This window comes from Streptomyces sp. NPDC006193 (genome assembly GCF_040613915.1).
Lineage (GTDB): Bacteria > Actinomycetota > Actinomycetes > Streptomycetales > Streptomycetaceae > Streptomyces.
Map to the genome: position 1 here is coordinate 35,147 of NZ_JBEXTB010000021.1, position 22,146 is coordinate 57,292.

Genomic DNA, 22,146 nt, shown 5'->3' on the forward strand with positions numbered 1-22,146 from the left:
CACACCAGTGGTTTCCAGCAGGCGGTAGGCACATGGACTTCCCGGCGGACTTTCCCGCGGACTTCCCCGCACAGGCGCACCCCCACCCGCACGGCGGTTGGCCCGGCAACGAGCTGGAGGAGGTGCTGTCGGCCTCGCTCGGCGTCCCCTCGGCGGGCGGCCGGATCCTCGAGGTCCTCGGCCGCAGCCTGCTGTGGGTCCCGCTGCCCAACGGCGGCGGTCCGGACAGCACGGCGCTGGACCTGCCGACGATGGACATCGAGGGACAGGCGTACGTCCCGGTGTTCAGCTCCGAGGAGCAGTTCCGCCAGGTGGCCGGCTCCCACATGGCCTGCACCGTCGCCCCGGCCGCGGAGTTCGCCCGCGGCCTGCCGCCGCAGGCGGGCCTGGCCGTGAACCCGGGCGGCGTGGTCGGCGTCCCGCTGCCGCCCGAGGCCGTGGCCGAGCTGTGCCGGGCGGGCCGCACCCCGCTCGACGGGCCCGGCTCCGGCGGCCGGGTCCGCCTCTTCGAGCCCGACTGGCAGGACGATCCGGTCGACTTCCTGTCCGCCGCCTCGGCCGAGTTCGAAGGCACCGGCGTGGTCCTCACCGCCCGCCGCTGCCTGGCCGCCGTCGAGACCGCCGACCCGGTGCTCTTCGTCGGCGTCGAACTCTCCCAGTGGGAGGGCGACCTGCGCGCCCGCCCCCTGGACGCCCTGGGCCGCGCCCTCGGCAAGGTCCCGGTGCGGTGGCCGGTCAACCTGGTCCTGCTGGACGTGGTGGAGGACCCGGTGGTCGGCTGGATGAAGACGAACGTGCGCCCCTTCTACCAGTACGGCCTCTGAACGGGCCCGGGGGCGCGGGGAACCGCGCGGAAACCCACCACGAACCCGCACCCGGGCACGGACACGAGGCCCCGCGCTCCCGGGCGCATAAGCTGTGTCCGAACGCGGGGCACGAAGCGAAGGGGCGGTAAGACAGGTGAGCGCGAGCCCAAGCGGCAGCGTCGAGCACATGCTGCGCCAGGTCACGCCCGGACGCTACGACGCCTACGAGGCCCTGCTGCGCGCCCTCGCCACCCCGTCCTCCGGCCAGGTCTGGATGCTCCTGTGGCACGGCCAGGCCGGCGCCCCGGACGCCCAGTACGGGAACATGGAGGTCGGCGGCTTCCACTACGCCCCCTGCGTCACCTCCGCCCAGGAGCTGTCGGCCAGCGGCTGGAACCGCTCGTACGAAGTGGCCGACGCCCTGGACGTGGCCCGCACCCTGTACCCGGACCACTACGGCCTCTGGCTCAACCCGCACGCGCCCGGCGGCGGCGTCGGCATCCCCTGGCTGGACCTGCGCCGCATCGCCACCGGCCTGGACCGCCAGCCCGCCGGCCCGCTGCGCCTGTCGGAGCCCGCCATCGAGATCCCGCACTTCTACGCCCTGCTCACGCAGAACGCCCACCGCACCCCGGCCCTGCGCTCGCTGCGCCGCGCCTGGGTGCAGCCCGCGCTCGGGGCGCCCTACCTCGCCATCGGCCTGGACGTGTACGACGCCTCGCCCGCCGCGGTCGACTCGGTGCGCGCGATGATGCAGCAGTCCGTCGGCGCGGTCCCGGAGGGGCTGCCGGTGTCCACGGTCGCGATGAGCGACGAACACGACCCGGTGGTGATGTGGATGCGGGCCAACGCGCGTCCCTTCTACGACCGCGAGGCGCACGCCCCCGCCGCGCCGCCGCAGCCGGTCCCGCCGTCCGTCGGCTACGGCTACCCGCCGGTGCACGGCTCTTACTGACCGGCCGGCCCGGGCGCCAGACCCTTCGAGGAATCCGCGCAGCATGCGCACAGTCGGCGCACTTCTGCGCGCGTAGACATCTGCCCTACGTCCCGAACCGCGCGGAATCACCGTTCTGTCCCAACTAGACCACGTCCGGGGGGCGTTACCCACTGTTCGGATAACGGAATCCCCTGGACTGCATCACGGTTGCGCATACTTTCGCCGTCAGCTCTGGCGGGTGATCGCGACGACGCTGAAGACTCGCGACTCAGACAGGAGGTCGAGACCTCCTGATCGATGGCAAGTCGACAAAGCCGCAAACCGCGGCAGGCGCAGGCCGGTCACCACCGGCGAGAGGGGTCGCTCACCGTGACCGCACCGATCGAGACCACCGGGGCGGCAGCCGAGGCACAGCCGGAAGCTGTGCTGGAGGGTGCCGGGAAGGGGCAGATCGAGGGTCGTTCTCTGGGTCAGATCGCCTGGACCCGTTTCAAGAAGGACAGGGTCGCCGTCGCGGGCGGCGTCATCGTGATCCTGCTGATCCTCGTCGCGATCCTCTCGCGTCCCATCCAGGCCGTCCTCGGGCTCGACCCCAACGCCTTCCACCAGGACCTCATCACCCCCGACACCTCGCTCCCGAAGGGCAGTTGGGGCGGCATGAGCGCCGACCACCCGCTCGGCGTGGACCCGAAGTTCGGCCGTGACATCGCCACCCGCGTCCTGGAGGGCTCCTGGGTGTCGCTGGTGGTGGCCTTCGGCGCCACCATCCTGTCCAACGTGATCGGCGCGGTCATGGGCGTCGTGGCCGGCTACTACGGCGGGCGGGTCGACTCGGTCATCAGCCGGCTGATGGACACCTTCCTCGCCTTCCCCCTCCTGCTCTTCGCGATCGCCATCTCCGCCACCCTGCAGGGCGGCGCCTTCGGCCTCAACGGGCTGCCGCTCCACCTGTGCGTGCTCATCTTCGTCATCGGCTTCTTCAACTGGCCGTACCTGGGGCGGATCGTGCGAGGCCAGACCCTCGCCCTGCGCGAGCGCGAGTTCGTGGACGCCTCCCGCGGCATGGGCGCCAAGGCCCCGTACATCCTGTTCCGGGAGCTCATGCCCAACCTGGTCGGCCCGATCATCGTCTACTCGACGCTGCTCATCCCGACCAACATCCTGTTCGAGGCGTCCCTGAGCTTCCTCGGCGTCGGCATCCAGCCCCCGCAGGCGTCCTGGGGCGGCATGCTGCGCGAGGCGGTCACCTACTACCAGGTCGACCCCCAGTACATGATCGTCCCGGGTCTGGCCATCTTCGTGACCGTCCTGGCGTTCAACCTGCTCGGTGACGGTCTCCGCGATGCTCTCGACCCGCGCAGCCGCTGACGCCTGCCGCCGAGAGCACGAAAAGTTTCCAACAATGGAGGGGAAAGCGCCCATCATGCGAAGGTCAGCGCTGGCCGCGATCGCGGCCATCGGCTCCGTCAGCCTGGTTCTTTCAGGCTGCAGCAAGGCCGATGACAACAAGGACAAGAACGGCACCAAGTCGGCCGGGGCCAACGCCGCGACCAAGGGCGTCGTGAACGTGTCGGACAAGAAGGGCGGCACGGTCACCTACGAGATGTCCGACGTCCCGGACTCGTTCGACCCGGGCAACACGTACTACGCGTACATGTACAACCTCAGCCGGCTGTGGGCCCGCCCGCTCATGACGTTCAAGCCGGGCCCCGGCGACGAGGGCAACACCCTCGTCCCCGACCTCGCGGCGAGCAAGGGCGTCCCGAGCGACGGCGGCAAGACCTGGACGTACAAGCTGCGTTCCGGCCTGAAGTACGAGGACGGCACGCCGATCACCTCGAAGGACGTCAAGTACGCCGTCGAGCGTTCCAACTTCGCGCGTGACGTGCTCTCCCTCGGCCCGAACTACTTCCAGCAGTTCCTGGCCGACGGCGACAAGTACAAGGGCCCGTACAAGGACAAGAGCACCAAGGGCCTGTCCTCCATCCAGACGCCGGACGACACCACGATCGTCTTCCACCTGAAGCAGGCCTTCCAGGAGTTCGACTACCTGGTCGCCGCCCCGCAGACCGCGCCGGTGCCCCGGGCGAAGGACAAGGGCGTCGACTACGTCAAGCACATCGTCTCCTCGGGCTCGTACAAGTTCCAGAGCTACGAGGACGGCAAGCAGGCCGTGCTGGTGCGCAACGAGAACTGGGACCCGAAGACGGACCCGCTGCGCAAGCAGCTGCCGGACAAGATCGTCGTCAACCTGAAGGTCAACCCGGAGAAGATCGACCAGGACGTGCTCGCGGGCGACGCGATCGACCTGGCCGGCACGGGCGTCCAGGCCTCCACCCAGGCGAAGGTGCTCACCGACGCGGCCAAGAAGGCCAACACGGACAACACCTACGGCGGCCGTCTCGTCTACCTGGCGATCAACACCAAGGTCAAGCCGTTCGACAAGGTCGAGTGCCGCAAGGCCGTGCAGTACGCGATCGACAAGGTCTCGGTGCAGACCGCCGAGGGCGGCCCGATCCGCGGTGACGTCGCCTCCACCGTCCTGCCGCCGGACATCCCCGGCTACGAGAAGTCGGACGTCTACGCCACCAAGGGCGGCAAGGGTGACGTCGCGAAGGCCAAGGCGCAGCTGAAGGCCTGCGGCAAGTCGTCCATCTCCACGAACATCACGGCCCGTTCGGACCGTCCGCAGGAGATCGACGCCGCCACGGCGATCATCAACTCGCTGAAGAAGGTCGGCATCAACGCCACCCTCAAGCAGTACCCGTCCGGCAAGTACTTCACCGACTACGCGGGTGTGCCGAAGTTCACCGAGAAGCAGAACCTCGGTCTGATCATGATGCAGTGGGGCGCCGACTGGCCCTCCGGCTACGGCTTCCTGCAGCAGATCCTGAACGGCAAGGCGATCAGCCAGTCCGGCAACACCAACCTGTCGCAGTACGACAACAAGGACGTCAACGGTCTGCTGGGCAAGGCGATCGGCACTCAGGACACCACCGAGCGCAACAGCCTCTACACCCAGATCGACAAGAAGACCATGGACGACGCCGTGCTCGTCCCGCTGACCTACTTCAAGGTCCTGCTGGGCCGCCCGCAGAACTACACCAACCTGGTTTCCACGGCGGCCTTCAGCGGTCAGTACGACTACCTCAACATCGGCGTCGCGTCGAAGTAGCAGCCCCGGAAGGCAGGTGAAGGCATTGGTGCCCGCGGGCCGCAAGGCCCGCGGGCACCAGCGCCGGTCCCCGTGATCTCGTACATCCTCCGCCGGACGTTCGCAGCAGTGATCCTGCTGCTCGTCGTCTCCGCGGTCACCTTTGCCATCTTCTTCCTGCTGCCACGGCTCGCCGGCCAGACAGCGGACCAGTTGGCGCAGCAGTACATCGGCAAGAGTCCGTCCAAGGCGGACATCGTGGCGGTCAAGCACAACCTCGGTCTGGACCAGCCGGTCTACGTCCAGTACTGGCACTTCATCAAGGGGATCGTGGCCGGCGCCGACTACAACATCGGCCCCAGCACGGTGCACTGCGACGCGCCCTGCTTCGGCTACTCCTTCAAGACCCACGAGGCGGTCTGGCCCCAGCTCACGGGCCGGATGCCGGTGACGGCCTCGCTCGCCGCGGGCGCCGCCGTGCTCTGGGTGGTGTCGGGCGTGGCGATCGGTGTCGTCTCCGCGCTCAAGCCCCGTTCCGTCTTCGACCGCACCTTCATGGGCGTCGCGCTCGCCGGTGTCTCGCTGCCCATGTTCTTCACGGGCAACCTGGCGCTCCTGCTGTTCACCTACCAGTGGCCGATCTTCGGCACCACGTACGTCCCGATCACCGAGAACCCGGCGCAGTGGGCCAACACCCTCTTCCCCGCCTGGTGTTCGCTGGCACTGCTGTACTCCGCCATCTACGCGCGGCTCACCCGCTCGGGGATGCTGGAGACGATGAACGAGGACTTCATCCGCACGGCCCGTGCCAAGGGCCTGCGCGAGCGCAACGTGGTGGTCCGGCACGGGCTGCGCGCGGCGCTCACCCCCATCATCACCGTGTTCGGCATGGACCTCGGTCTGCTGCTGGGCGGCGCCCTGATCACCGAGTACGTGTTCTCCCTGCACGGCGTCGGCGAGTACGCGGTGAAGGCCATCAGTGACAACGACCTGCCCCCCATCCTCGGCGTGACCCTGCTCGCCGCCTTCTTCGTCGTGATCGCAAATCTCCTGGTGGACGTGCTCTACGCCGCCGCCGACCCGCGGGTGAGGCTCTCGTGACCGAACTCTCCAAGACGGGCGCCGCAGTGGGCGAGCCCGCCTCCTCCGGCAAGGCGCCCGAGGCATTCCTCGAGGTCCGCGACCTCAAGGTGCACTTCCCGACCGACGACGGACTGGTCAAGTCCGTCGACGGGCTGAGCTTCTCGCTGGAGAAGGGCAGAACCCTCGCCATCGTGGGCGAGTCCGGCTCCGGCAAGTCGGTCACCTCGCTGGCCATCATGGGCCTGCACCGGCTCGGCGCGCGCGGCAAGAACGTGCAGATGTCGGGCGAGATCTGGCTCGACGGCAAGGAACTGGTCTCCGCCGCCCCCGACGAGGTGCGCAAGCTCCGCGGCCGGGAGATGGCGATGATCTTCCAGGACCCGCTGTCCGCGATGCACCCGTACTACAAGGTCGGCGACCAGATCGTCGAGGCCTACCGGGTCCACCACGACGTCAGCAAGAAGGCGGCCCGCACCCGGGCCATCGAGATGCTCGACCGCGTCGGCATCCCCGAGCCCGCCAAGCGCGTCGACGGCTACCCGCACGAGTTCTCCGGCGGTATGCGCCAGCGCGCCATGATCGCCATGGCGCTGGTGAACAACCCCGAGCTGCTCATCGCCGACGAGCCGACCACCGCCCTCGACGTGACCGTCCAGGCGCAGATCCTCGACCTGATCCGGGACCTGCAGAAGGAGTTCGGCTCCGCGGTCATAATGATCACCCACGACCTCGGCGTGGTCGCCGAGATCGCCGACGACGTCCTGGTGATGTACGGCGGCCGGTGCGTGGAGCGCGGCCCGGCCGGCGAGGTCTTCGAGCAGCCGCAGCACCCCTACACCTGGGGCCTGCTCGGCTCGATGCCCCGCATCGACCGCGAGACCTCCGAACGGCTCATCCCGGTCAAGGGCCAGCCGCCGAGCCTCATCAACATCCCCTCGGGCTGCGCCTTCCACCCGCGCTGCCCGTACGCGGACGTCCCCAAGGGCAACGTCACCCGCACGGTGCGCCCCGAGCTGGCACAGGTGAGCACCGGCCACTGGTCCGCCTGCCACCTGTCGGCCGAGGACCGCCAGCGGATCTGGACCGAAGAGATTGCGCCGAAGCTGTGAGTGAGACCAAGAAGACGGACACCGTCGCCGAGGCCGCGGTCCCGAAGCAGGCGTCGGCTTCCGAAGAGCGTGAGGTGCTGCTCAGGGTCGAGGGCCTGACCAAGCACTTCCCGATCAAGAAGGGCATCCTGCAGCGGCAGGTCGGCGCCGTGAAGGCCGTCGACGGCATCGACTTCGAGGTGCGCAAGGGCGAGACCCTGGGCGTGGTCGGCGAGTCGGGCTGCGGCAAGTCCACCATGGGCCGGGTCATCACCCGGCTCCAGGACCCGACCGGCGGGAAGATCACGTTCGAGGGCCGGGACATCACGCGGCTCAGCACCGGGCAGATGCGCCCGCTGCGCCGCGACATCCAGATGATCTTCCAGGACCCGTACGGCTCCCTGAACCCGCGGCACACCATCGGCTCCATCGTCTCGGCGCCCTTCCGGCTCCAGGGCGTGGAGCCGGAGGGCGGGGTGAAGAAGGAGGTCCAGCGGCTCCTGGAGCTGGTCGGCCTCAGCCCCGAGCACTACAACCGCTACCCGCACGAGTTCTCCGGCGGTCAGCGCCAGCGCATCGGCATCGCCCGCGCGCTCGCCCTGAAGCCGAAGCTGGTCGTCGCGGACGAGCCGGTGTCCGCGCTGGACGTGTCGATCCAGGCGCAGGTCGTGAACCTGATGGACGACCTCCAGCAGGAGCTCGGCCTCACCTACGTGATCATCGCGCACGACCTCTCGGTCGTCCGGCACGTCTCGGACCGGATCGCGGTGATGTACCTCGGCAAGATCGTCGAACTCGCCGACCGCACCTCGCTGTACGAGACGCCGATGCACCCGTACACCAAGGCGCTGATGTCGGCGGTGCCGGTGCCGGACACCAAGCGGCGCGGCGTGAAGAGCGAGCGCATCCTGCTGCGCGGCGACGTGCCCTCGCCCATCGCCCCGCCGTCCGGCTGCCGCTTCCACACCCGCTGCTGGAAGGCGACGCAGATCTGCAAGACGACCGAGCCGCAGCTCCTGGAGCTGAGGCCGGGGCAGCGCGTGGCCTGCCACCACCCGGAGGACTTCGCCGACCAGGCCCCGCAGGACACGGTCCTGCTCTCGGCGGCGAAGGAGGCGTCCGAGCTGGTCCCGGAGACCGTGCTCGCGGAGTCGGCCCGGACGTCGGCGGCGCTCGCCTCCGACACCACGGCCGAGAAGCCGCCGACCACGGACAAGCCGGCGGCCGAGAAGGCGCCCGTGGTCGAGAAGGCGGCTGCCGAGAAGCCGGCGGCCGTCGAGCCGACGGCTGAGAAGCCCGTGGCTGAGAAGCCTGCTGCCGAGAAGCCTGCTGCCGAGAAGCCGGTGGCCGAGAAGCCGGCCGCCGACGGGAAGCCGGCCGCCGACGTGAAGGAACCGGCCGCCGACGGGAAGCCGGCCGCCGAGGAGGCGGTGGCTGCCGGGGAGTCGGCGGCTGCCGCGGCGGCGGAGGCCTCCGGCGAGAAGACCGGGCCCGGCGCGAAGACCTCGGCCGGGAAGGCCGCGCCCGCGGCCGACGCCCCCGCCGAGGAGCCCACCGCCTCCACCGGCGCCGCCGCCGAGACCCCGTCCGGGGAGCCGGAGGCGCTCGCCGAGGAGACGGCACGCCGGGCCGGGACCGAGTCCCCGGAGCCGACCGACACGTAGCACATGACGACTGGGCAAAGTCATGTACATGCCTGAACGGGAGAGTGCAGAGTCGTCCGTGTCCGTCCACCGACCGGCACACGCGCGAAAGGGACGACCATGGCACTCTCCCGTTCGGCACGTCTGGGGGCCGTCGCCACCGCGGCGGCCTCCTTCCTCGCCGTCGCCGCCTCCGGCGCCCCGACCCCCGGCGCACCCGGCATCGGCGACCCCTACTTCCCCCGGCTCGGCAACGGCGGCTTCGACGCCCGCCACTACGACCTGAGCGTCGCCTACGACCCGGGCACCGGCCGCCTCGACGGCCGTACGACCCTCACCGCCCGCGCGACCCGCACCCTCTCCTCCTTCGACCTCGACCTCCAGCGGCTCCGGATCACACGGGTCGAGGTGGACGGCAGGCGTGCCGCGTTCACACGGGACGGCGACGAGGTCACCGTCACCCCGCGCCGTGAACTGCGCGCCGGGCGCCGGTTCACGGTGACCGTCACCTACGGCGGCACACCACGGCCCCTCGGCGGGCCCATCGTCTTCGGCTCCGAGTACGGCTGGATGAAGACGGCCGACGGCGTCTTCGTCGCCTGCGAGCCCAACGCCGCCTCGACCTGGTTCCCGTCCAGCGACCACCCCTCCGACAAGGCCACCTACGACATCCGGATCAAGGCGCCGCGTGGCCTGACCGCCGTCTCCAACGGCCGGCTGGTCTCCACGTACGACAAGGGCGGCTCGACGTACACCCACTGGCAGGAGTCACGGCCGATGGCCACCTACCTCGCCACCGCCACCGTCGGCCGGTTCGACGTGCGCACCGGGCGCACCCCCGGCGGCATCCCCGTCTACGTCGCCGTCGACCCCGTGCTGAAGGACGCCGGCGGGCCCGACGTGTACGCCGTCACGGCCGCCGCCACCGACTACTGGTCGAAGGTCTTCGGGCCCTACCCCTTCGAGGAGACCGGGGCGATCGTGGACGACATGCCCCAGGCCGGGTTTTCGCTGGAGGTGCAGAGCAAGCCCGCCTACTCGGCCGTGCGCGACGAGTCGACCATCGTGCACGAGCTGGCGCACCAGTGGTTCGGCGACTCGGTGAGCGTGGCGCGCTGGAAGGACATCTGGCTGAACGAGGGCTTCGCCACCTACGCCCAGTGGCTGTGGGCCGAGCACCGGGGCACCCGCACCGCCCACGACTCCTTCCTCGCCGCCTACGGCGCCCGTGCCGCCGACGACCCGTTCTGGCGGATCGTGGTGGCCGATCCGCAGCGGGACACGATGTTCTCCTCCGCCGTCTACCAGCGCGGCGCGATGACGCTCCAGATGCTGCGGGAGCGGATCGGCGACCGGGCCTTCTTCCGGCTGCTGCCCGCCTGGACCGAACGCCACCGGTACGGCAACGCGGACACGGCCGACTTCCTGCGCCTGGCCGAGCGCGTCAGCGGCCGCGATCTGGACGACCTCTTCACCCGCTGGCTGTTCACCCCAGGGAAGCCCGCCCTGTGAGCCTGCCTTTGTAAGGCGCAGGCCGTCCGGCAGGTAAGAATGGAAGGGTGCAGCTGCAGCAACTCTTCAGTCCCTCCGTCCAGCACACGCTCGAGCTGATCGGCATCTTCGTGTTCGCGATCTCCGGCGCGCTGCTGGCGGTCCGGAAGAACTTCGACGTGTTCGGCATCGCCGTCCTCGCCGAGGTGACCGCGCTGGGCGGCGGCCTCATCCGCGACCTGATCATCGGAGCGGTGCCCCCGGCCGCCTTCACGGACCTCGGGTACTTCGTCACCCCGCTGCTCGCCGCGCTCGTCGTGTTCTTCCTGCACCCGCACGTGGAGCGCATCCAGACCGCGGTGCTCGTCTTCGACGCGGCCGGCCTGGGCCTGTTCTGCGTCAGCGGCACCACGAAGGCGTACAGCTACGGCCTCGGGCTGACCGCGTCGGCGACGCTGGGCCTCGCCACCGCCGTCGGCGGCGGCGTGCTGCGGGACGTGCTGGCCAACGAGGTGCCCTCGCTGCTGCGCTGGGACCGCGATCTGTACGCGGTCCCGGCGATGGTCGGCGCCACGATGGTCGTGCTGTGCATCCGCTACTCCACCCTCACCCCGTTCACCAGCGCCGTCGCGGTCGTCACGGCTTTCGTGCTGCGCCTGCTCGCGATGCGGTTCCACTGGCGAGCGCCGCGTGCGTGGAACCGCCGGTCGACGGTGACCGAGGAGTAGAGCCGGCCGGGGACCCCTCCCCGCCCCTGGCGGGGCTCTGGCCCATCTGCACGGTCAGCCAGCGGAAGACGGTGGTGACCTGGGGCCGCCACAGCGCCATCGTGTGACCGCCCGCGCTGCGCGGCAGGAACACCACGCGCACGGTGGTGGGCGCCTTGGCGACGGCCTGGAGGGCCAGGCCCGCCTGGTAGCCGTCCCCCGCCTCGCCGGAGAGGTACAGCGCGACCCGCGGCGGCACGGCCGCCTTCTTCAGCAGCACGTACGGGTTGTTCGCGGCGCGCAGGGCCGGGCTTCGGGCGGCGAGCGAGTCGCGGACGCCGATCGGGTCGTTGTAACCGGACAGGCTCACCGCGGCCCGGTACCGGTCGGGGTGGGCCACGGCCAGCTTGACCGCGCAGTGGGCGCCGGCCGAGTAGCCGGCCACCGCCCAGCCCTGCGGGGCGGGCAGGGCGCGGAAGTTGTCCCTGACCATCTTCGGCACGTCGACGCTGAGCCAGGTGTCGGCGTTGACCCGGCCCGGGATGTTGGCGCAGCCGGTGTCCACGCCGGCCAGCAGGCTGGTGCGCGGGGCGACCAGGATGAACGGCGCCACCCGGCCGCGCTCCATCAGCGGCAGCAGCTGCTCGTGGGCCCGCATCGCCCCGAACCAGGCCTTCGCGGAACCGGGGTAGCCCGGCAGCACCTCGACCACCGGGAACCTCCTGTGCCGGTAGGCCGGGTCGTCGTACTGCGGCGGCAGCCAGACGTAGACCTCGGCGTCCACCCCGGAGACGCGGCCCTCGAGCTGGGTGACGCGCACTCCGCCGGCCGCGCGCATGCCGGGACCGCCGGCCGGCGTGAACGTCTGCCTGACCTTGGGCAGGCGTGTCACGGCGATCCCGCCGGTGCCGTCCCGGCCCAGGTCGGCGGCCTGCTGGACGTGGTCGCCGGTGCCCAGCAGGTCGGCCCAGCTGTCGTACAGGTTGTTCTGGTTGTTGACCAGCACGAAGACCAGCATGACGGCCGTGCCCTGGGCGAACAGCAGCATGAGGACCCGGGCCGCGGCCCGCAGGGGCCTGGGCCCGCGCATCCGCGACCACAGGACGAGCGGCAGCACGAGGGCGACCACGGACAGCACGACGGCCGTGTAGAGGAAGGCAGTCCCGGTGAGGCTCATGTCCCGTAAGAGGGAGAACGGAGGCCCGGGGTTGTGGACGTGGCGGGGCACACACCGGAATGTCGCCGGGATCTCACCGGGGGGCCCGCGCGGAGCTGCCGCGGAGCGATGCGAAAAGCTACCGCTTAGTAGTTTGCTGTTGTACCGTTCCTCCATGCCAGAAGCAGCTTCCGCCCCCTCCTCCGCTCCCGGCGCCGCCCCGGCGGGGGGACCCCCGTCGCGGGCCGTGATCGGCGACAGCGAGTTCGACCGCGACACCGCGGTGACCCGGCGCGAGCCCGGCGTCTACGCCGCCGGCCTCTCGGCCGGCTGGACCATCGCCGAAGCGGTCAACGGCGGCTATCTGCTGGCCGTGCTCGGCCGGGCTCTCGCGGACACGCTCCCGCACCCGGACCCCTTCACCGTGACCGCCCACTACCTGACCGCCTCCCGGCCGGGCCCCGCGGTCGTCCGCACCGAGACCGTGCGCACCGGCCGCACCCTGTCCACCGGCCAGGCCTCGCTCTTCCAGTACGACGACGAGGGCGACGAGGTCGAACGCATCCGTGTCCTCGCCTCCTACGGCGACCTCGCCGCCCTCCCCGACGACGTCCGCACGACGGCCGTTCCGCCGGCGATCCCGCCCATGGACCGGTGTTTCGGCCCCGACGACGCGCCCGCCCCCGTCCCCGGCAGCTCGGCGATCACCGACCGCCTGAAGCTGAAGCTGGACCCCGCCACCCTCGGCTGGGCGCTGGGCGCCCCCTCCGGCAGGGGCGAGATGCGCGGTTGGTTCGGCCTCGCCGACGGCCGCGACGCCGACCCGCTCTCGCTGCTCCTGACCGTGGACGCCCTCCCGCCCACCGCCTTCGAGATGGGACTGAGGGGCTGGGTCCCCACCGTGGAACTGACCGTCCACGTCCGCTGCCGCCCGGCCCCCGGCCCGCTGCGGGTGTCGATCACCACCCGCAACCTGGCCGGCGGCTTCCTGGAGGAGGACGCCGAGGTCTGGGACAGCGCCGACCGCCTGGTCGCGCAGTCCCGCCAGCTGGCCCGCGCCAGACTCGACTGAAGGCACGGGGAACTGCGCGAACCGCACCGCCGGGCCGCGAAGCGATCCCTGGGTGGGGGAGCGTGCCGGGGGGTGTGGGGTGCCGGGCGGTGCGGTGGGGGCGTGCCGTGCGGGGGGACGCTTGGGCCCGGCCGGGCTGGTGGGCGCAGGTCCGGTGGGCCTGCCTGGGGGCGCGGGGAACTGCGCGAATCGCTGTGCCGGGCCGCGAAGTGATCCCTGGGCGGCGCAGACGCGTCGGGTGGGGCGGAGACGCCTGGGCCCGGCCGGGCTGGTGGGCGCAGGTCCGGTGGGCCTGCCTGGGGGCGCGGGGAACTGCGTGTACCGCTGTGCCGGGCCGCGAAGTGATCCCGTGGCGGAGCGTGCCGGGGGTGTAGGGGTGCCGGGCGGTGCGGAGGGGGCGTGCCGTGGGCGGGGGGACGCCCGGGGCCGGCCGGGCTGGTGGGCGCAGGTCCGGTGGGCCTGCCCGGGGTGCGGGGAACTGCGTGTACCGCTGTGCCGGGCCGCGAAGTGATCCTGAGCGGCGCAGACGCGTCGGGTAGGGCGGAGACGCCCGGGTCCGGCCGGGCTGGTCGTCGCAGGCCCGGGTGGCCTGCCTGGGGGCGCGGGGAACTGCGCGAACCGCTGTGCCGGGCCGCCAAGTGATCCTGAGCGGCGCAGACGCGTCGGGCGGGGCGGAGACGCCGGGTCGCGGGCGGGCGCCGGGCCGTCGAGGCGCACCGCGCTCGGGCGGCCGGCCGCCGAACCCGACGCCCCGGCGGGCGGCGGCCGAGCCCGACGGACCGGCTCCCCGCGGCCCGCGGCCCGGTGCTCCGGCGGCGGCCGCCGGAGCGGTCGGCTCAGTCCAGCCAGTGGCTGCGGCCGATGCCGATGAGCCGCAACTGGCGCGTGGCGAGCCGCCTCACCCGCTCCCGCTCCTCCTGCGGCGCCTCCAGCGCCTCGAGGAACAGGGAGGCGGTGACGAGCATCTGGTCGACGTAGAGCTGCGCCAGCATGAGCAGGTCGTCGTCGCTCCAGCCGGCCGCCTCCGGGTCCCGGGCCAGTTCGGTCCTCACCTCCTCGGCGAACCGCTGCAGCTGGGCCCGGATGGCCGCGCGGACCGGCTGGACCCCGCCATGCCGTTCGCGGGCGATGAAGCGGACGTGCGCGGGGTACTCGTCCACGTGACGGGCGATCAACTCGACGGCGCGCGCGATGCGTTCCTCGCTGTCGCCCGTGGCGGACACCGTCGTCCGCACCATCGGGTGCAGGCTGCCCAGCGCCTCGTCCACCAGGGCCACGCCGAGGTCGGCGGTGGAGCGGAAGTGCCGGTAGAAGGCGGTCGGGGCGACGCCGACGGCCCGCGTGACCTCGCGCAGGCCCAGGCTGCTCAGGCTCTGCTCCTCCAGCAGGGCGAGCGCCGCGTCCAGGAGCGCCTGCCGGGTCTTCTGCTTCTGGGCCTGCCGGATGCCGAGGGTGTGACTCATGCCAGCAGTCAACAACTGTTCTCTCGAAGGGGAAAGCGGAGGGCGTACTACACTGGATTTCGGTGAACAACTGTAGCTACAAGTGTTCACCGAAGTGCACCGGCCGAACACGAGGCAACCCGGAGGGGAGATCCGATCCCATGCTGTTCCTCGTCGCCGCACTCATGCTGTTCGGTGTCGTACTGGGCACCGCGGCCCATGTCCCGCCGACGGTCACCGCCGTCATGGCCGCCGTCATCGCCGCCTGGCTCGGCGTCTTCGCCCTCCGCGAGCGCCACGGACGCCGCCGGCGCACCTCGGCCGACTGACGACGCGAGCACCGCGGGGACCGCGGGGACCCCCAGGAGCCCCCGACCCCCAGGAGCACCGGACCATCAGGACCCCAGGAGCACCACGACCCCAGGAGCATCAGACCCCCAGGAGCTGAGACCCATGCACCTCACCGCACCGGCCACCGCCCGCGGCACCGCCCGCGCCACCGCCCGGCCGCGCGTCCGCGACGCCGACGGCATGGCCGTGGCGTCCTTCATCCTCGGCCTGCTCGGCCTGCTCGTCCTCAACCTCTTCCTCGGCCCGGTCGCCGTCGTCCTCGCCGCGGTCGCCCTCCGGCGCGGTACCACCCGCCGGGGCCGGGCCTGGCTGGGCATGGCCCTGGGCGTCGCCGACCTGGTGGTCCTGGTGACCGTCATGGAGATGTCCGGCACCATCTCGTGGAGCCTGTGACCGGCGCCCGAGCACCTGACGACGGCGGCACGCCGGCCGCCGCGACGGCCGTCCGGAGCAGCCCGGGCCGGCGCACGGCCGGGGCCCGCCGCGTGGGCCCCGTAGAATCGGCCCCACCATGGCTTACCTCGACCACGCCGCCACGACCCCGATGCTCCCGGAGGCGGCGGAGGCGCTGACCGCCCACCTGAGCATCACCGGCAACGCGTCCTCCCTGCACGCCTCCGGCCGCCGGGCCCGCCGCACGGTCGAGGAGTCCCGCGAGATCCTCGCCGAGGCGCTGGGCGCCCGACCGAGCGAGGTCGTCTTCACCTCGGGCGGCACCGAGGCCGACAACCTGGCCGTCAAGGGCCTGTACTGGTCCCGCCGCGAAGCCGCCCCGGCCCGCACCCGCGTCCTGGCCAGTCCGGTGGAGCACCACGCGGTGCTGGACGCGGTGCACTGGCTCGGCGAGCACGAGGGCGCGACGGTCGAGTACCTGCCCGTCGACTCCTACGGCCGGGTCCACCCCGAAGCGCTGCGCGAGGCCATCGCCCGCAACCCCGCCGACGTCGCCCTGGCCACCGTCATGTGGGCCAACAACGAGATCGGCACCATCATGCCGATCCGCGAACTGGCCGACACGGCAGCCCAGTTCGGCGTCCCCCTGCACGCCGACGCGGTCCAGGCCCTCGGCCAGGTCCCGGTCGACTTCGGCGCCTCCGGCCTCGCCGCCATGACCGTCTCCGGCCACAAGATCGGCGGTCCGTACGGCATCGGCGCCCTGGTCCTCGGCCGCGAGCACACCCCCGTGCCGGTCCTGCACGGCGGCGGCCAGGAGCGCCACGTCCGTTCCGGCACGCTCGACGTCCCGGCCGTCGCCTCCTTCGCCGTGGCCGGACGGCTCGCCGCCGAGCAGCGGGAGTGGTTCGCCCGCGAGATCGGCGCCCTGCGCGACCAGCTGGTCGACGCCGTCGTCGCCGCCGTGCCCGACGCGATCCTCGGCGGCGACCCGGCGCCCGGGGGCCGCCTGCCGGCCAACGCGCACTTCACCTTCCCCGGCTGCGAGGGCGACTCCCTGCTGCTCCTGCTGGACGCCCAGGGCATCGAGTGCTCCACCGGCTCCGCCTGCACCGCCGGCGTCGCCCAGCCCAGCCACGTCCTGCTCGCCACCGGCACCGACCCGGACCTGGCCCGCGGCACCCTGCGCTTCTCCCTCGGCCACACCTCCACCGAGGCGGACGTCGAGGCGGTGGCCGAGGCGATCGGCCCCGCGGTCGAACGGGCCCGCGCGGCCGGGCTGACCTGAGCCCCTGCGGATCACCCCGGCGGGCGGCCCCGGGGCTCAGGCGCGCGCCCGGCGGACCAGGCGCAGATAGCGGTCCCAGTCCCAGTGCGGCCCGGGGTCCGTGTGGTCCGTGCCCGGCACCTCCACGTGCCCGATGATGTGCTCGCGGTCCACCGGTATCCCGTACCGGGCGCACACCGCCGCCGTAAGCCGCGCCGAGGACGCGTACATGGCGTCGGTGAAGGAGTCGGCCCGCTCCACGAACCCCTCGTGCTCGATGCCGACGCTGCGCTCGTTGTACTGCCGGTCGCCCGCGTGGAAGGCGACGTCCAGCTCCCGGATCAGCTGGGTGACCCGGCCGTCCCGGCGCACGATGTAGTGCGCGGCCGCGCCGTGCGCAGGGTCCCGGAAGGCGTCCACCGCCGACCCGTAGCCGCCCTGGGTGACATGGACGACGACCCGGTCCACCGGATAGTCGTCCGGCCGGTCCGCCCGCCGGTAGTTGGCCGGCGACGCCGCCACCCAGCGCGCGCCGCGGAAGTCCACCGCGCCCGCCGCGCGGGGCCGCTCCACCCCGGGCAGCCGCCACCACAGCCGCGACAGCTCCTCACGGGCCAGCACGGCCGAGCCCACGGCCGCCGCCGCCCCGCCGGCCAGCAGGGCCCGCCGCCCCAGCCGCCGGTCCGTGTCGTCTCTCTGCGCGCCCATCGCCGCCCCCGTCCGCGTCCTCGTTCGATCACGCCGCCCCCTGCGGTCTCCAACGGATGCCCGGCGGACCCGGTTCCCGCGCCCCGTACTCTGGAAGGGCTATGACTGACACCCCGCAGCGCACCCGCCCCCTCCGCGTCCTCGCCGCCATGTCCGGCGGAGTCGACTCCGCCGTCGCCGCCGCGCGCGCCGCGGAAGCAGGCCACGACGTCACCGGCGTCCATCTCGCGCTCTCCGCGAACCCCCAGTCCTTCCGCACCGGCGCTCGGGGCTGCTGCACCATCGAGGACTCGCGCGACGCCCGCCGCGCCGCCGACGTCATCGGCATCCCCTTCTACGTCTGGGACCTCGCCGACCGCTTCCGCGAGGACGTCGTCGAGGACTTCGTCGCCGAGTACGAGGCCGGCCGCACCCCCAACCCGTGCCTGCGCTGCAACGAGAAGATCAAGTTCGCGGCGCTGCTGGACAAGGCGCTGGCCCTCGGCTTCGACGCCGTCTGCACCGGCCACTACGCCAAGGTGGTCGTGAAGGAGGACGGCTCCCGCGAACTGCACCGCGCCTCCGACATGGCGAAGGACCAGTCGTACGTCCTCGGCGTTCTGGACGAGAGGCAGCTCGCCCACGCGATGTTCCCCCTCGGCGACACGGTCACCACCAAGGAGGAGATCCGCGCGGAGGCCGAGCGGCGGGGCCTGGCCGTCGCCAAGAAGCCCGACTCGCACGACATCTGCTTCATCGCCGACGGCGACACCCAGGGCTTCCTGGCCCGGCGGCTCGGCAGGGCCGAGGGCGACATCGTCGACGAGTCCGGCGCCAAGCTGGGCACGCACGAGGGCGCGTACGGCTTCACCATCGGCCAGCGCAAGGGGCTCAGGATCGGCACCCCCGCCCCCGACGGCAAGCCGCGCTACGTCCTCGACATCTCCCCGGTCACCAACACGGTCACCGTCGGCCCGGCCGCCGCCCTGGACGTCACCGCCCTCACCGCGATCCGGCCCCGCTGGTGCGGCGCGGCCCCCGCAGGCCCCGGCGCGTACACCGCCCAGCTGCGCGCCCACGGCGACGAGACCGCGGTGACCGCCGAGCTGGTCGACGGCGAGCTGCGGGTGACGTTCGCCGAGCCGGTCCGCGGGGTCGCCCCCGGCCAGGCGATCGTCCTGTACGACGGCACACGCGTGGTCGGCTCGGCGACGATCGCGTCCACCACGCGCGCGACGGCGGCTGCGGCGCACTGAGACCGCCGGGAGGCCGTGCCGAACCGTCCGGGGGCGCCCCTGCCGGGGGCCCTCCTCACGCGCCGGGGCGGGGGCGCTACCCGGCGAAGAACTCCGCCAGCACCGGACCCAGCACATCCGGTTCCACCATGTGGGTCTGCCCCTCCAGGACCCGGTGCGTGCCCTGCGGCACCGTCTCCGCGATCTCGCGGGAGGCCGCGCGCATCCACTCCGGGCTCGCCCCGCCCGCGACGGACAGCACCGGCACCGCGATCCCGGCGAGCAGCGAGCGGGGCAGCAGGCCGTCGCCCATGACCGCGTCGTCGTGGGCGAGGCTCGGCGCCACCGCCTCCAGGCCGGCCCACATGGGGGACTGGCGGGCGCGCTGGATCATCTCCTCGCCCAGACCGGTCAGCCGCAGGAACAGCTCCACCGCGTCACCGCGCCGGCCCTGCGCGAGCGCCGCGGCGAGCTGCTGCTTGTAGACGGCCTCCCGCGCGGCGCCGCCCTCCAGGTGGTCGGCGAACGGCACCTCGTACACCGCCGCCCGGCTCACCGGCAGCCCGCTCGCCGCCGCCCGCAGGACCAGCGCGCCGCCGGAGGAGACCCCGAACAGCGCCGCGTCGCCGCCCACCGCGTCCAGCAGCGCCGCCAGGTCCTCGACCTCGCGGGCGACCTCGTACGGCTCGGTGTCCCCGCTCTCGCCGCGGCCCCGGCGGTCGTACACCACGGTCGTGCAGCGGTCCGCGAGGCGGTGGGCGAGGGGCGCCAGGGTGCCGCCGGTGGACATCGCACCGCTGACCAGGATCACCGTGGGCCCGTGGCCGCCGACCTGGTACGCGAGAGAAGTGCCGTCGCGGGAAGTCGTCCTGTTGTCCATGGCCGTGCAGACTGCCGCACGGCGCGGGACTCATCGGTCACGACACGTCGGCGTCGTAGAAACAGTAGTGGTCCCTGATCTCCGCCACGCCGGGCTTCGGGTCCGGGTACGCCCAGACGAGATCGGGCGCGTCCGGCAGCGACCAGTAGGACGCGGTGCCCTTGCAGGGGCACACGGTGCGCGTGTCGGAGGGGGTGAGCAGGTCCAGCCGCACGTCCTCGGCGGGGATGTAGTACCGGACCGGGCAGCCCGTCTCGCGCAGCTCCAGGGGCCGGTCGGACTCCGCGAGCACCTGGTCGCCGTGCACCACGCGCACGTGCCGCTCGCTCTTGTGGATCGTGATCGTGTGTCCTTGGGTCATACCGGTTCCAGCGCCCGGACGGCCGTGCTTCTTCCCGCCCGGCGCGGGGCCGTACGGTGGGGGCCATGAACATCTGCGTCTTCCTGTCCGCCGCCGACCTCGACGAGCGGTACACGCGCCCCGCGCGCGAGTTCGCGGAACTGCTCGGCAAGGCCGGCCACACCCTGGTGTGGGGCGGCTCCGACGTGGGTCTGATGAAGGTCGTCGCCGACGGCGTGCAGGAGGCGGGCGGCCGGCTGCTGGGCGTCTCCGTCGAGTTCCTCGCGAACAAGGCGCGGCCCGGCGCCGACGAGATGGTCGTCGCCGCCGACCTCGCCGAGCGGAAGAAGCTGCTGCTGGAGAAGGCGGACGCCGTGGTGATCATGGTGGGCGGCACCGGCACCCTGGACGAGGCCACCGAGATCCTGGAGCTGAAGAAGCACGGCCGCACCGAGAAGCCGGTCGTGCTGCTGAACACGGCCGGCTTCTACGACGGCCTGCGCGAGCAGTTCCGCCGCATGGAGGCCGAGGGGTTCCTGCCCCGCCCGCTGTCCGAGCTGGTCTTCTTCGCCGACGAGCCGGTCGGGGCCCTCGCCCACCTGGAGGAGCAGACGGGCGTCCGCTGATGCGAGCATGGCGGGCATGGCTACTCATGTGATCACCGGAGCCGGCTCCGGCATCGGCGCGGCCGTGGCCCGCCGGCTGCACGCGCGCGGGGACGACCTCGTGCTGCACGCGCGCGACGCCGGGCGCGCGAAGGAGCTCGCGGCCGGTTTCCCCGGCGCCCGCACCCTGGTCGGCGACCTCGCGGACCCGGACAAGCTGTCCTGGGCGTTCTCCCACCAGGCCCTCCCGGACCGCGTGGACTCCCTGCTGCACATCGCCGGGGTGGTCGACCTCGGCGAGGTGGGCGACCTGACCCCGAAGTCCTGGCGCCACCAGCTCAACGTCAACCTCGTCGCCCCGGCCGAGCTGACCCGGCACTTCCTGCCGCAGCTGCGCGCGGCCCGCGGCCACGTCGTGTTCGTCAACTCCGGCGCCGGCCTGAACGCCCACGCGGGCTGGTCGGCGTACGCCGCCTCCAAGCACGGCCTGAAGGCCCTGGCCGACGCCCTGCGCGAGGAGGAGCACGCCAACGGGGTCCGGGTCACCTCGGTCTACCCCGGCCGCACCGCGAGCCCCATGCAGGCCAAGGTGCACCAGCAGGAGGGCAAGGAGTACGACGCCTCCCGGTGGATCGACCCCGAGTCGGTCGCCACGACCGTCCTGATGGCCCTGGACCTGCCGAGGGACGCCGAGGTCAACGACCTGACGGTACGGCCCGGGCGGTGACGCGGGCGCCGGGGCGGCCCTCACGGCGGGCGGCCCCGGTTCGGGCGCCGGCCGGCGTTACGTACCCTGCCGGGGTGAGCGAAAACAGCCAGTTCAGCTTCCCCGGAGCCACCGGCGTCGGATCGATGCCCGGTGCCGACGCGCGGGAGGCCGCCAAGACCGTCACCGGCAGTTTCGAGGACTTCCCGTTCCTGGCCGAGCTGCCCGCGCGCGGACCGGGCGCCGACATGATCGGCCGTACCGCCGGGATGCTGGTCGAGCTGTACGCGCGCGTGGAGCCCAGCGGATGGCGGATCGGCGACCGGCCGGGCCGGGACACCAGGCGGGCGCGGTCCTGGCTGGTCGAGGACCTGGACGCGCTGGAGGAGTTCACCCAGGGCTACGAGGGCGACCTGAAGGTGCAGGCCGTCGGGCCCTGGACGCTGGCCGCCGCCCTGGAGCTGAGGAACGGCGAGGCCGCCCTGTCGGACCCCGGCGCCTGCCGGGACCTCGCCGCCTCGCTCGCCGAGGGGCTGCGGCTGCACCTCGCCGAGGTCGCCCGCCGCGTCCCCGGCGCCCGGATCGTGCTGCAGCTGGACGAGCCGTCCCTCACCGCCGTGCTGCGCGGCCGGGTCCGCACCGCCAGCGGCTACCGCACCCACCGGGCCGTGGACCGGCAGGTCGTGGAGGCCGCGCTCCGGGAGGTCGTCGGGGCGCACGGCGGCGGACCGGTCGTCGTGCACTCCTGCGCCCCGGACGTGCCGTTCGCGCTGCTGCGGCGGGCCGGAGCGGCGGCGGTCTCCTTCGACGCCGCGCTGCTCACCGAGCGTGACGACGAGGCGATCGGTGAGGCCGTCGAGGGAGGCACCCGGCTGTTCGCCGGTGTCGTGCCGGGCACGGACGGTTCGTTGTCGGACCCTGCAGGTAGCGTCATGGGTGTCAGGACGCTGTGGCGCAGGCTGGGGCTGCATCCGGGGCTGCTCGCGGAGGCGGTCACGGTCACCCCGGCGTGCGGTCTGGCGGGTGCCTCACCCGCCTACGCACGCCAGGTGCTCACCCACTGCGTCCGGGCGGCGAGATCACTCGCGGACGATCCGGAGTAA

At 72.5% G+C, this 22,146-nt stretch carries 22 protein-coding genes; 17 read left to right on the plus strand and 5 right to left on the minus strand.

The genetic code is table 11. The features are described from left to right. Positions 1-32: 32 nt before the first annotated feature. From ABZ261_RS19675 to ABZ261_RS19715, 9 genes are all read left to right on the plus strand, one after another. Positions 33-824, plus strand: coding sequence for an enhanced serine sensitivity protein SseB (locus ABZ261_RS19675; RefSeq protein WP_356860785.1), 792 nt, complete (start codon positions 33-35; stop codon positions 822-824). Between the two features lie 136 nt (positions 825-960). Then, positions 961-1,761 (plus strand): enhanced serine sensitivity protein SseB C-terminal domain-containing protein, encoded by an 801-nt coding sequence (locus ABZ261_RS19680; protein WP_356860787.1) that lies wholly within the window; start codon positions 961-963, stop codon positions 1,759-1,761. A 351-nt stretch (positions 1,762-2,112) separates the two neighbouring features. Further along, entirely contained in the window at positions 2,113-3,111 is a 999-nt protein-coding gene (locus ABZ261_RS19685) for an ABC transporter permease (protein ID WP_356860789.1), read from the plus strand. 34 nt (positions 3,112-3,145) lie between these two features. Continuing rightward, entirely contained in the window at positions 3,146-4,918 is a 1,773-nt protein-coding gene (locus ABZ261_RS19690) for an ABC transporter substrate-binding protein (RefSeq protein WP_356860791.1), read from the plus strand. 72 nt (positions 4,919-4,990) lie between these two features. Further along, on the plus strand, positions 4,991-5,998 hold the full coding sequence (locus ABZ261_RS19695; protein WP_356860793.1) for an ABC transporter permease: 1,008 nt from the start codon (positions 4,991-4,993) through the stop codon (positions 5,996-5,998). Further along, positions 5,995-7,089, plus strand: coding sequence for an ABC transporter ATP-binding protein (locus ABZ261_RS19700; protein ID WP_356860795.1), 1,095 nt, complete (start codon positions 5,995-5,997; stop codon positions 7,087-7,089). The genes ABZ261_RS19695 and ABZ261_RS19700 overlap by 4 nt, the downstream gene beginning before the upstream one ends. Next, positions 7,086-8,732 (plus strand): dipeptide ABC transporter ATP-binding protein, encoded by a 1,647-nt coding sequence (locus ABZ261_RS19705; protein ID WP_356860797.1) that lies wholly within the window; start codon positions 7,086-7,088, stop codon positions 8,730-8,732. The genes ABZ261_RS19700 and ABZ261_RS19705 overlap by 4 nt, the downstream gene beginning before the upstream one ends. 99 nt (positions 8,733-8,831) lie before the next feature. After that, positions 8,832-10,223, plus strand: a complete 1,392-nt coding sequence (locus tag ABZ261_RS19710; RefSeq protein WP_356860799.1) for a M1 family metallopeptidase — start codon at positions 8,832-8,834, stop codon at positions 10,221-10,223. A gap of 47 nt (positions 10,224-10,270) precedes the next feature. Then, positions 10,271-10,930 carry a trimeric intracellular cation channel family protein gene (locus ABZ261_RS19715; protein WP_356860801.1) on the plus strand — a complete coding sequence of 220 codons (660 nt, stop codon included), beginning with the start codon at positions 10,271-10,273 and terminating at the stop codon, positions 10,928-10,930. Here the strand turns inward: ABZ261_RS19715 and ABZ261_RS19720 are convergent. Next, positions 10,839-12,086, minus strand: coding sequence for an alpha/beta hydrolase-fold protein (locus ABZ261_RS19720; protein WP_356860803.1), 1,248 nt, complete (start codon positions 12,084-12,086; stop codon positions 10,839-10,841). The genes ABZ261_RS19715 and ABZ261_RS19720 overlap by 92 nt on opposite strands. A 154-nt stretch (positions 12,087-12,240) precedes the next feature. Here ABZ261_RS19720 and ABZ261_RS19725 point away from each other — a divergent pair, with 154 nt between their 5' ends. Next, positions 12,241-13,137, plus strand: a complete 897-nt coding sequence (locus ABZ261_RS19725) for a thioesterase family protein (protein ID WP_356860805.1) — start codon at positions 12,241-12,243, stop codon at positions 13,135-13,137. An 836-nt stretch (positions 13,138-13,973) separates the two neighbouring features. Here ABZ261_RS19725 and ABZ261_RS19730 read toward each other — a convergent pair. Next, the gene (locus ABZ261_RS19730) at positions 13,974-14,600 is read right to left on the minus strand and encodes a TetR family transcriptional regulator (protein ID WP_356860807.1); all 627 of its coding nucleotides are present in this window, start codon (positions 14,598-14,600) and stop codon (positions 13,974-13,976) included. Positions 14,601-14,740: 140 nt separating this feature from the next. On the opposite strand from ABZ261_RS19730, the gene ABZ261_RS19735 reads away from it, so the two are divergent. The 3 genes from ABZ261_RS19735 to ABZ261_RS19745 all read left to right on the plus strand — a co-directional run bounded on the left by ABZ261_RS19735 (position 14,741) and on the right by ABZ261_RS19745 (position 16,611). Further along, complete coding sequence (locus tag ABZ261_RS19735; protein WP_356860809.1) at positions 14,741-14,908, plus strand: hypothetical protein; 168 nt, start codon at positions 14,741-14,743, stop codon at positions 14,906-14,908. 124 nt (positions 14,909-15,032) lie between these two features. Continuing rightward, positions 15,033-15,323 carry a DUF4190 domain-containing protein gene (locus ABZ261_RS19740; RefSeq protein WP_356860811.1) on the plus strand — a complete coding sequence of 97 codons (291 nt, stop codon included), beginning with the start codon at positions 15,033-15,035 and terminating at the stop codon, positions 15,321-15,323. A gap of 118 nt (positions 15,324-15,441) precedes the next feature. Continuing rightward, positions 15,442-16,611, plus strand: a complete 1,170-nt coding sequence (locus ABZ261_RS19745; RefSeq protein ID WP_356860813.1) for a cysteine desulfurase family protein — start codon at positions 15,442-15,444, stop codon at positions 16,609-16,611. Positions 16,612-16,647: 36 nt separating this feature from the next. On the opposite strand, the gene ABZ261_RS19750 is transcribed toward ABZ261_RS19745, so the two are convergent. Next, entirely contained in the window at positions 16,648-17,298 is a 651-nt protein-coding gene (locus tag ABZ261_RS19750) for an N-acetylmuramoyl-L-alanine amidase (RefSeq protein ID WP_356860815.1), read from the minus strand. 101 nt (positions 17,299-17,399) lie between these two features. On the opposite strand from ABZ261_RS19750, the gene mnmA reads away from it, so the two are divergent. Further along, a complete protein-coding gene (gene mnmA / locus ABZ261_RS19755; protein WP_356860816.1) occupies positions 17,400-18,533 on the plus strand; it encodes a tRNA 2-thiouridine(34) synthase MnmA in 1,134 nt (377 codons plus the stop codon). Positions 18,534-18,609: 76 nt separating this feature from the next. On the opposite strand, the gene ABZ261_RS19760 is transcribed toward mnmA, so the two are convergent. Both ABZ261_RS19760 and ABZ261_RS19765 read right to left on the minus strand, forming a co-directional pair. Next, entirely contained in the window at positions 18,610-19,392 is a 783-nt protein-coding gene (locus ABZ261_RS19760) for an alpha/beta hydrolase (protein WP_356860818.1), read from the minus strand. Between the two features lie 37 nt (positions 19,393-19,429). Beyond that, a complete protein-coding gene (locus ABZ261_RS19765; RefSeq protein WP_356860820.1) occupies positions 19,430-19,753 on the minus strand; it encodes a DUF427 domain-containing protein in 324 nt (107 codons plus the stop codon). A 65-nt stretch (positions 19,754-19,818) separates the two neighbouring features. Between ABZ261_RS19765 and ABZ261_RS19770 the strand changes: the two genes are divergently transcribed. The 3 genes from ABZ261_RS19770 to ABZ261_RS19780 all read left to right on the plus strand — a co-directional run bounded on the left by ABZ261_RS19770 (position 19,819) and on the right by ABZ261_RS19780 (position 22,146). Continuing rightward, a complete protein-coding gene (locus ABZ261_RS19770) occupies positions 19,819-20,358 on the plus strand; it encodes a TIGR00730 family Rossman fold protein (RefSeq protein WP_356860822.1) in 540 nt (179 codons plus the stop codon). Between the two features lie 7 nt (positions 20,359-20,365). Then, positions 20,366-21,064 carry an SDR family oxidoreductase gene (locus ABZ261_RS19775; RefSeq protein WP_356860824.1) on the plus strand — a complete coding sequence of 233 codons (699 nt, stop codon included), beginning with the start codon at positions 20,366-20,368 and terminating at the stop codon, positions 21,062-21,064. Between the two features lie 74 nt (positions 21,065-21,138). Further along, positions 21,139-22,146: a methionine synthase gene (locus ABZ261_RS19780; RefSeq protein WP_356860826.1), complete on the plus strand. Its 1,008-nt coding sequence runs from the start codon at positions 21,139-21,141 to the stop codon at positions 22,144-22,146.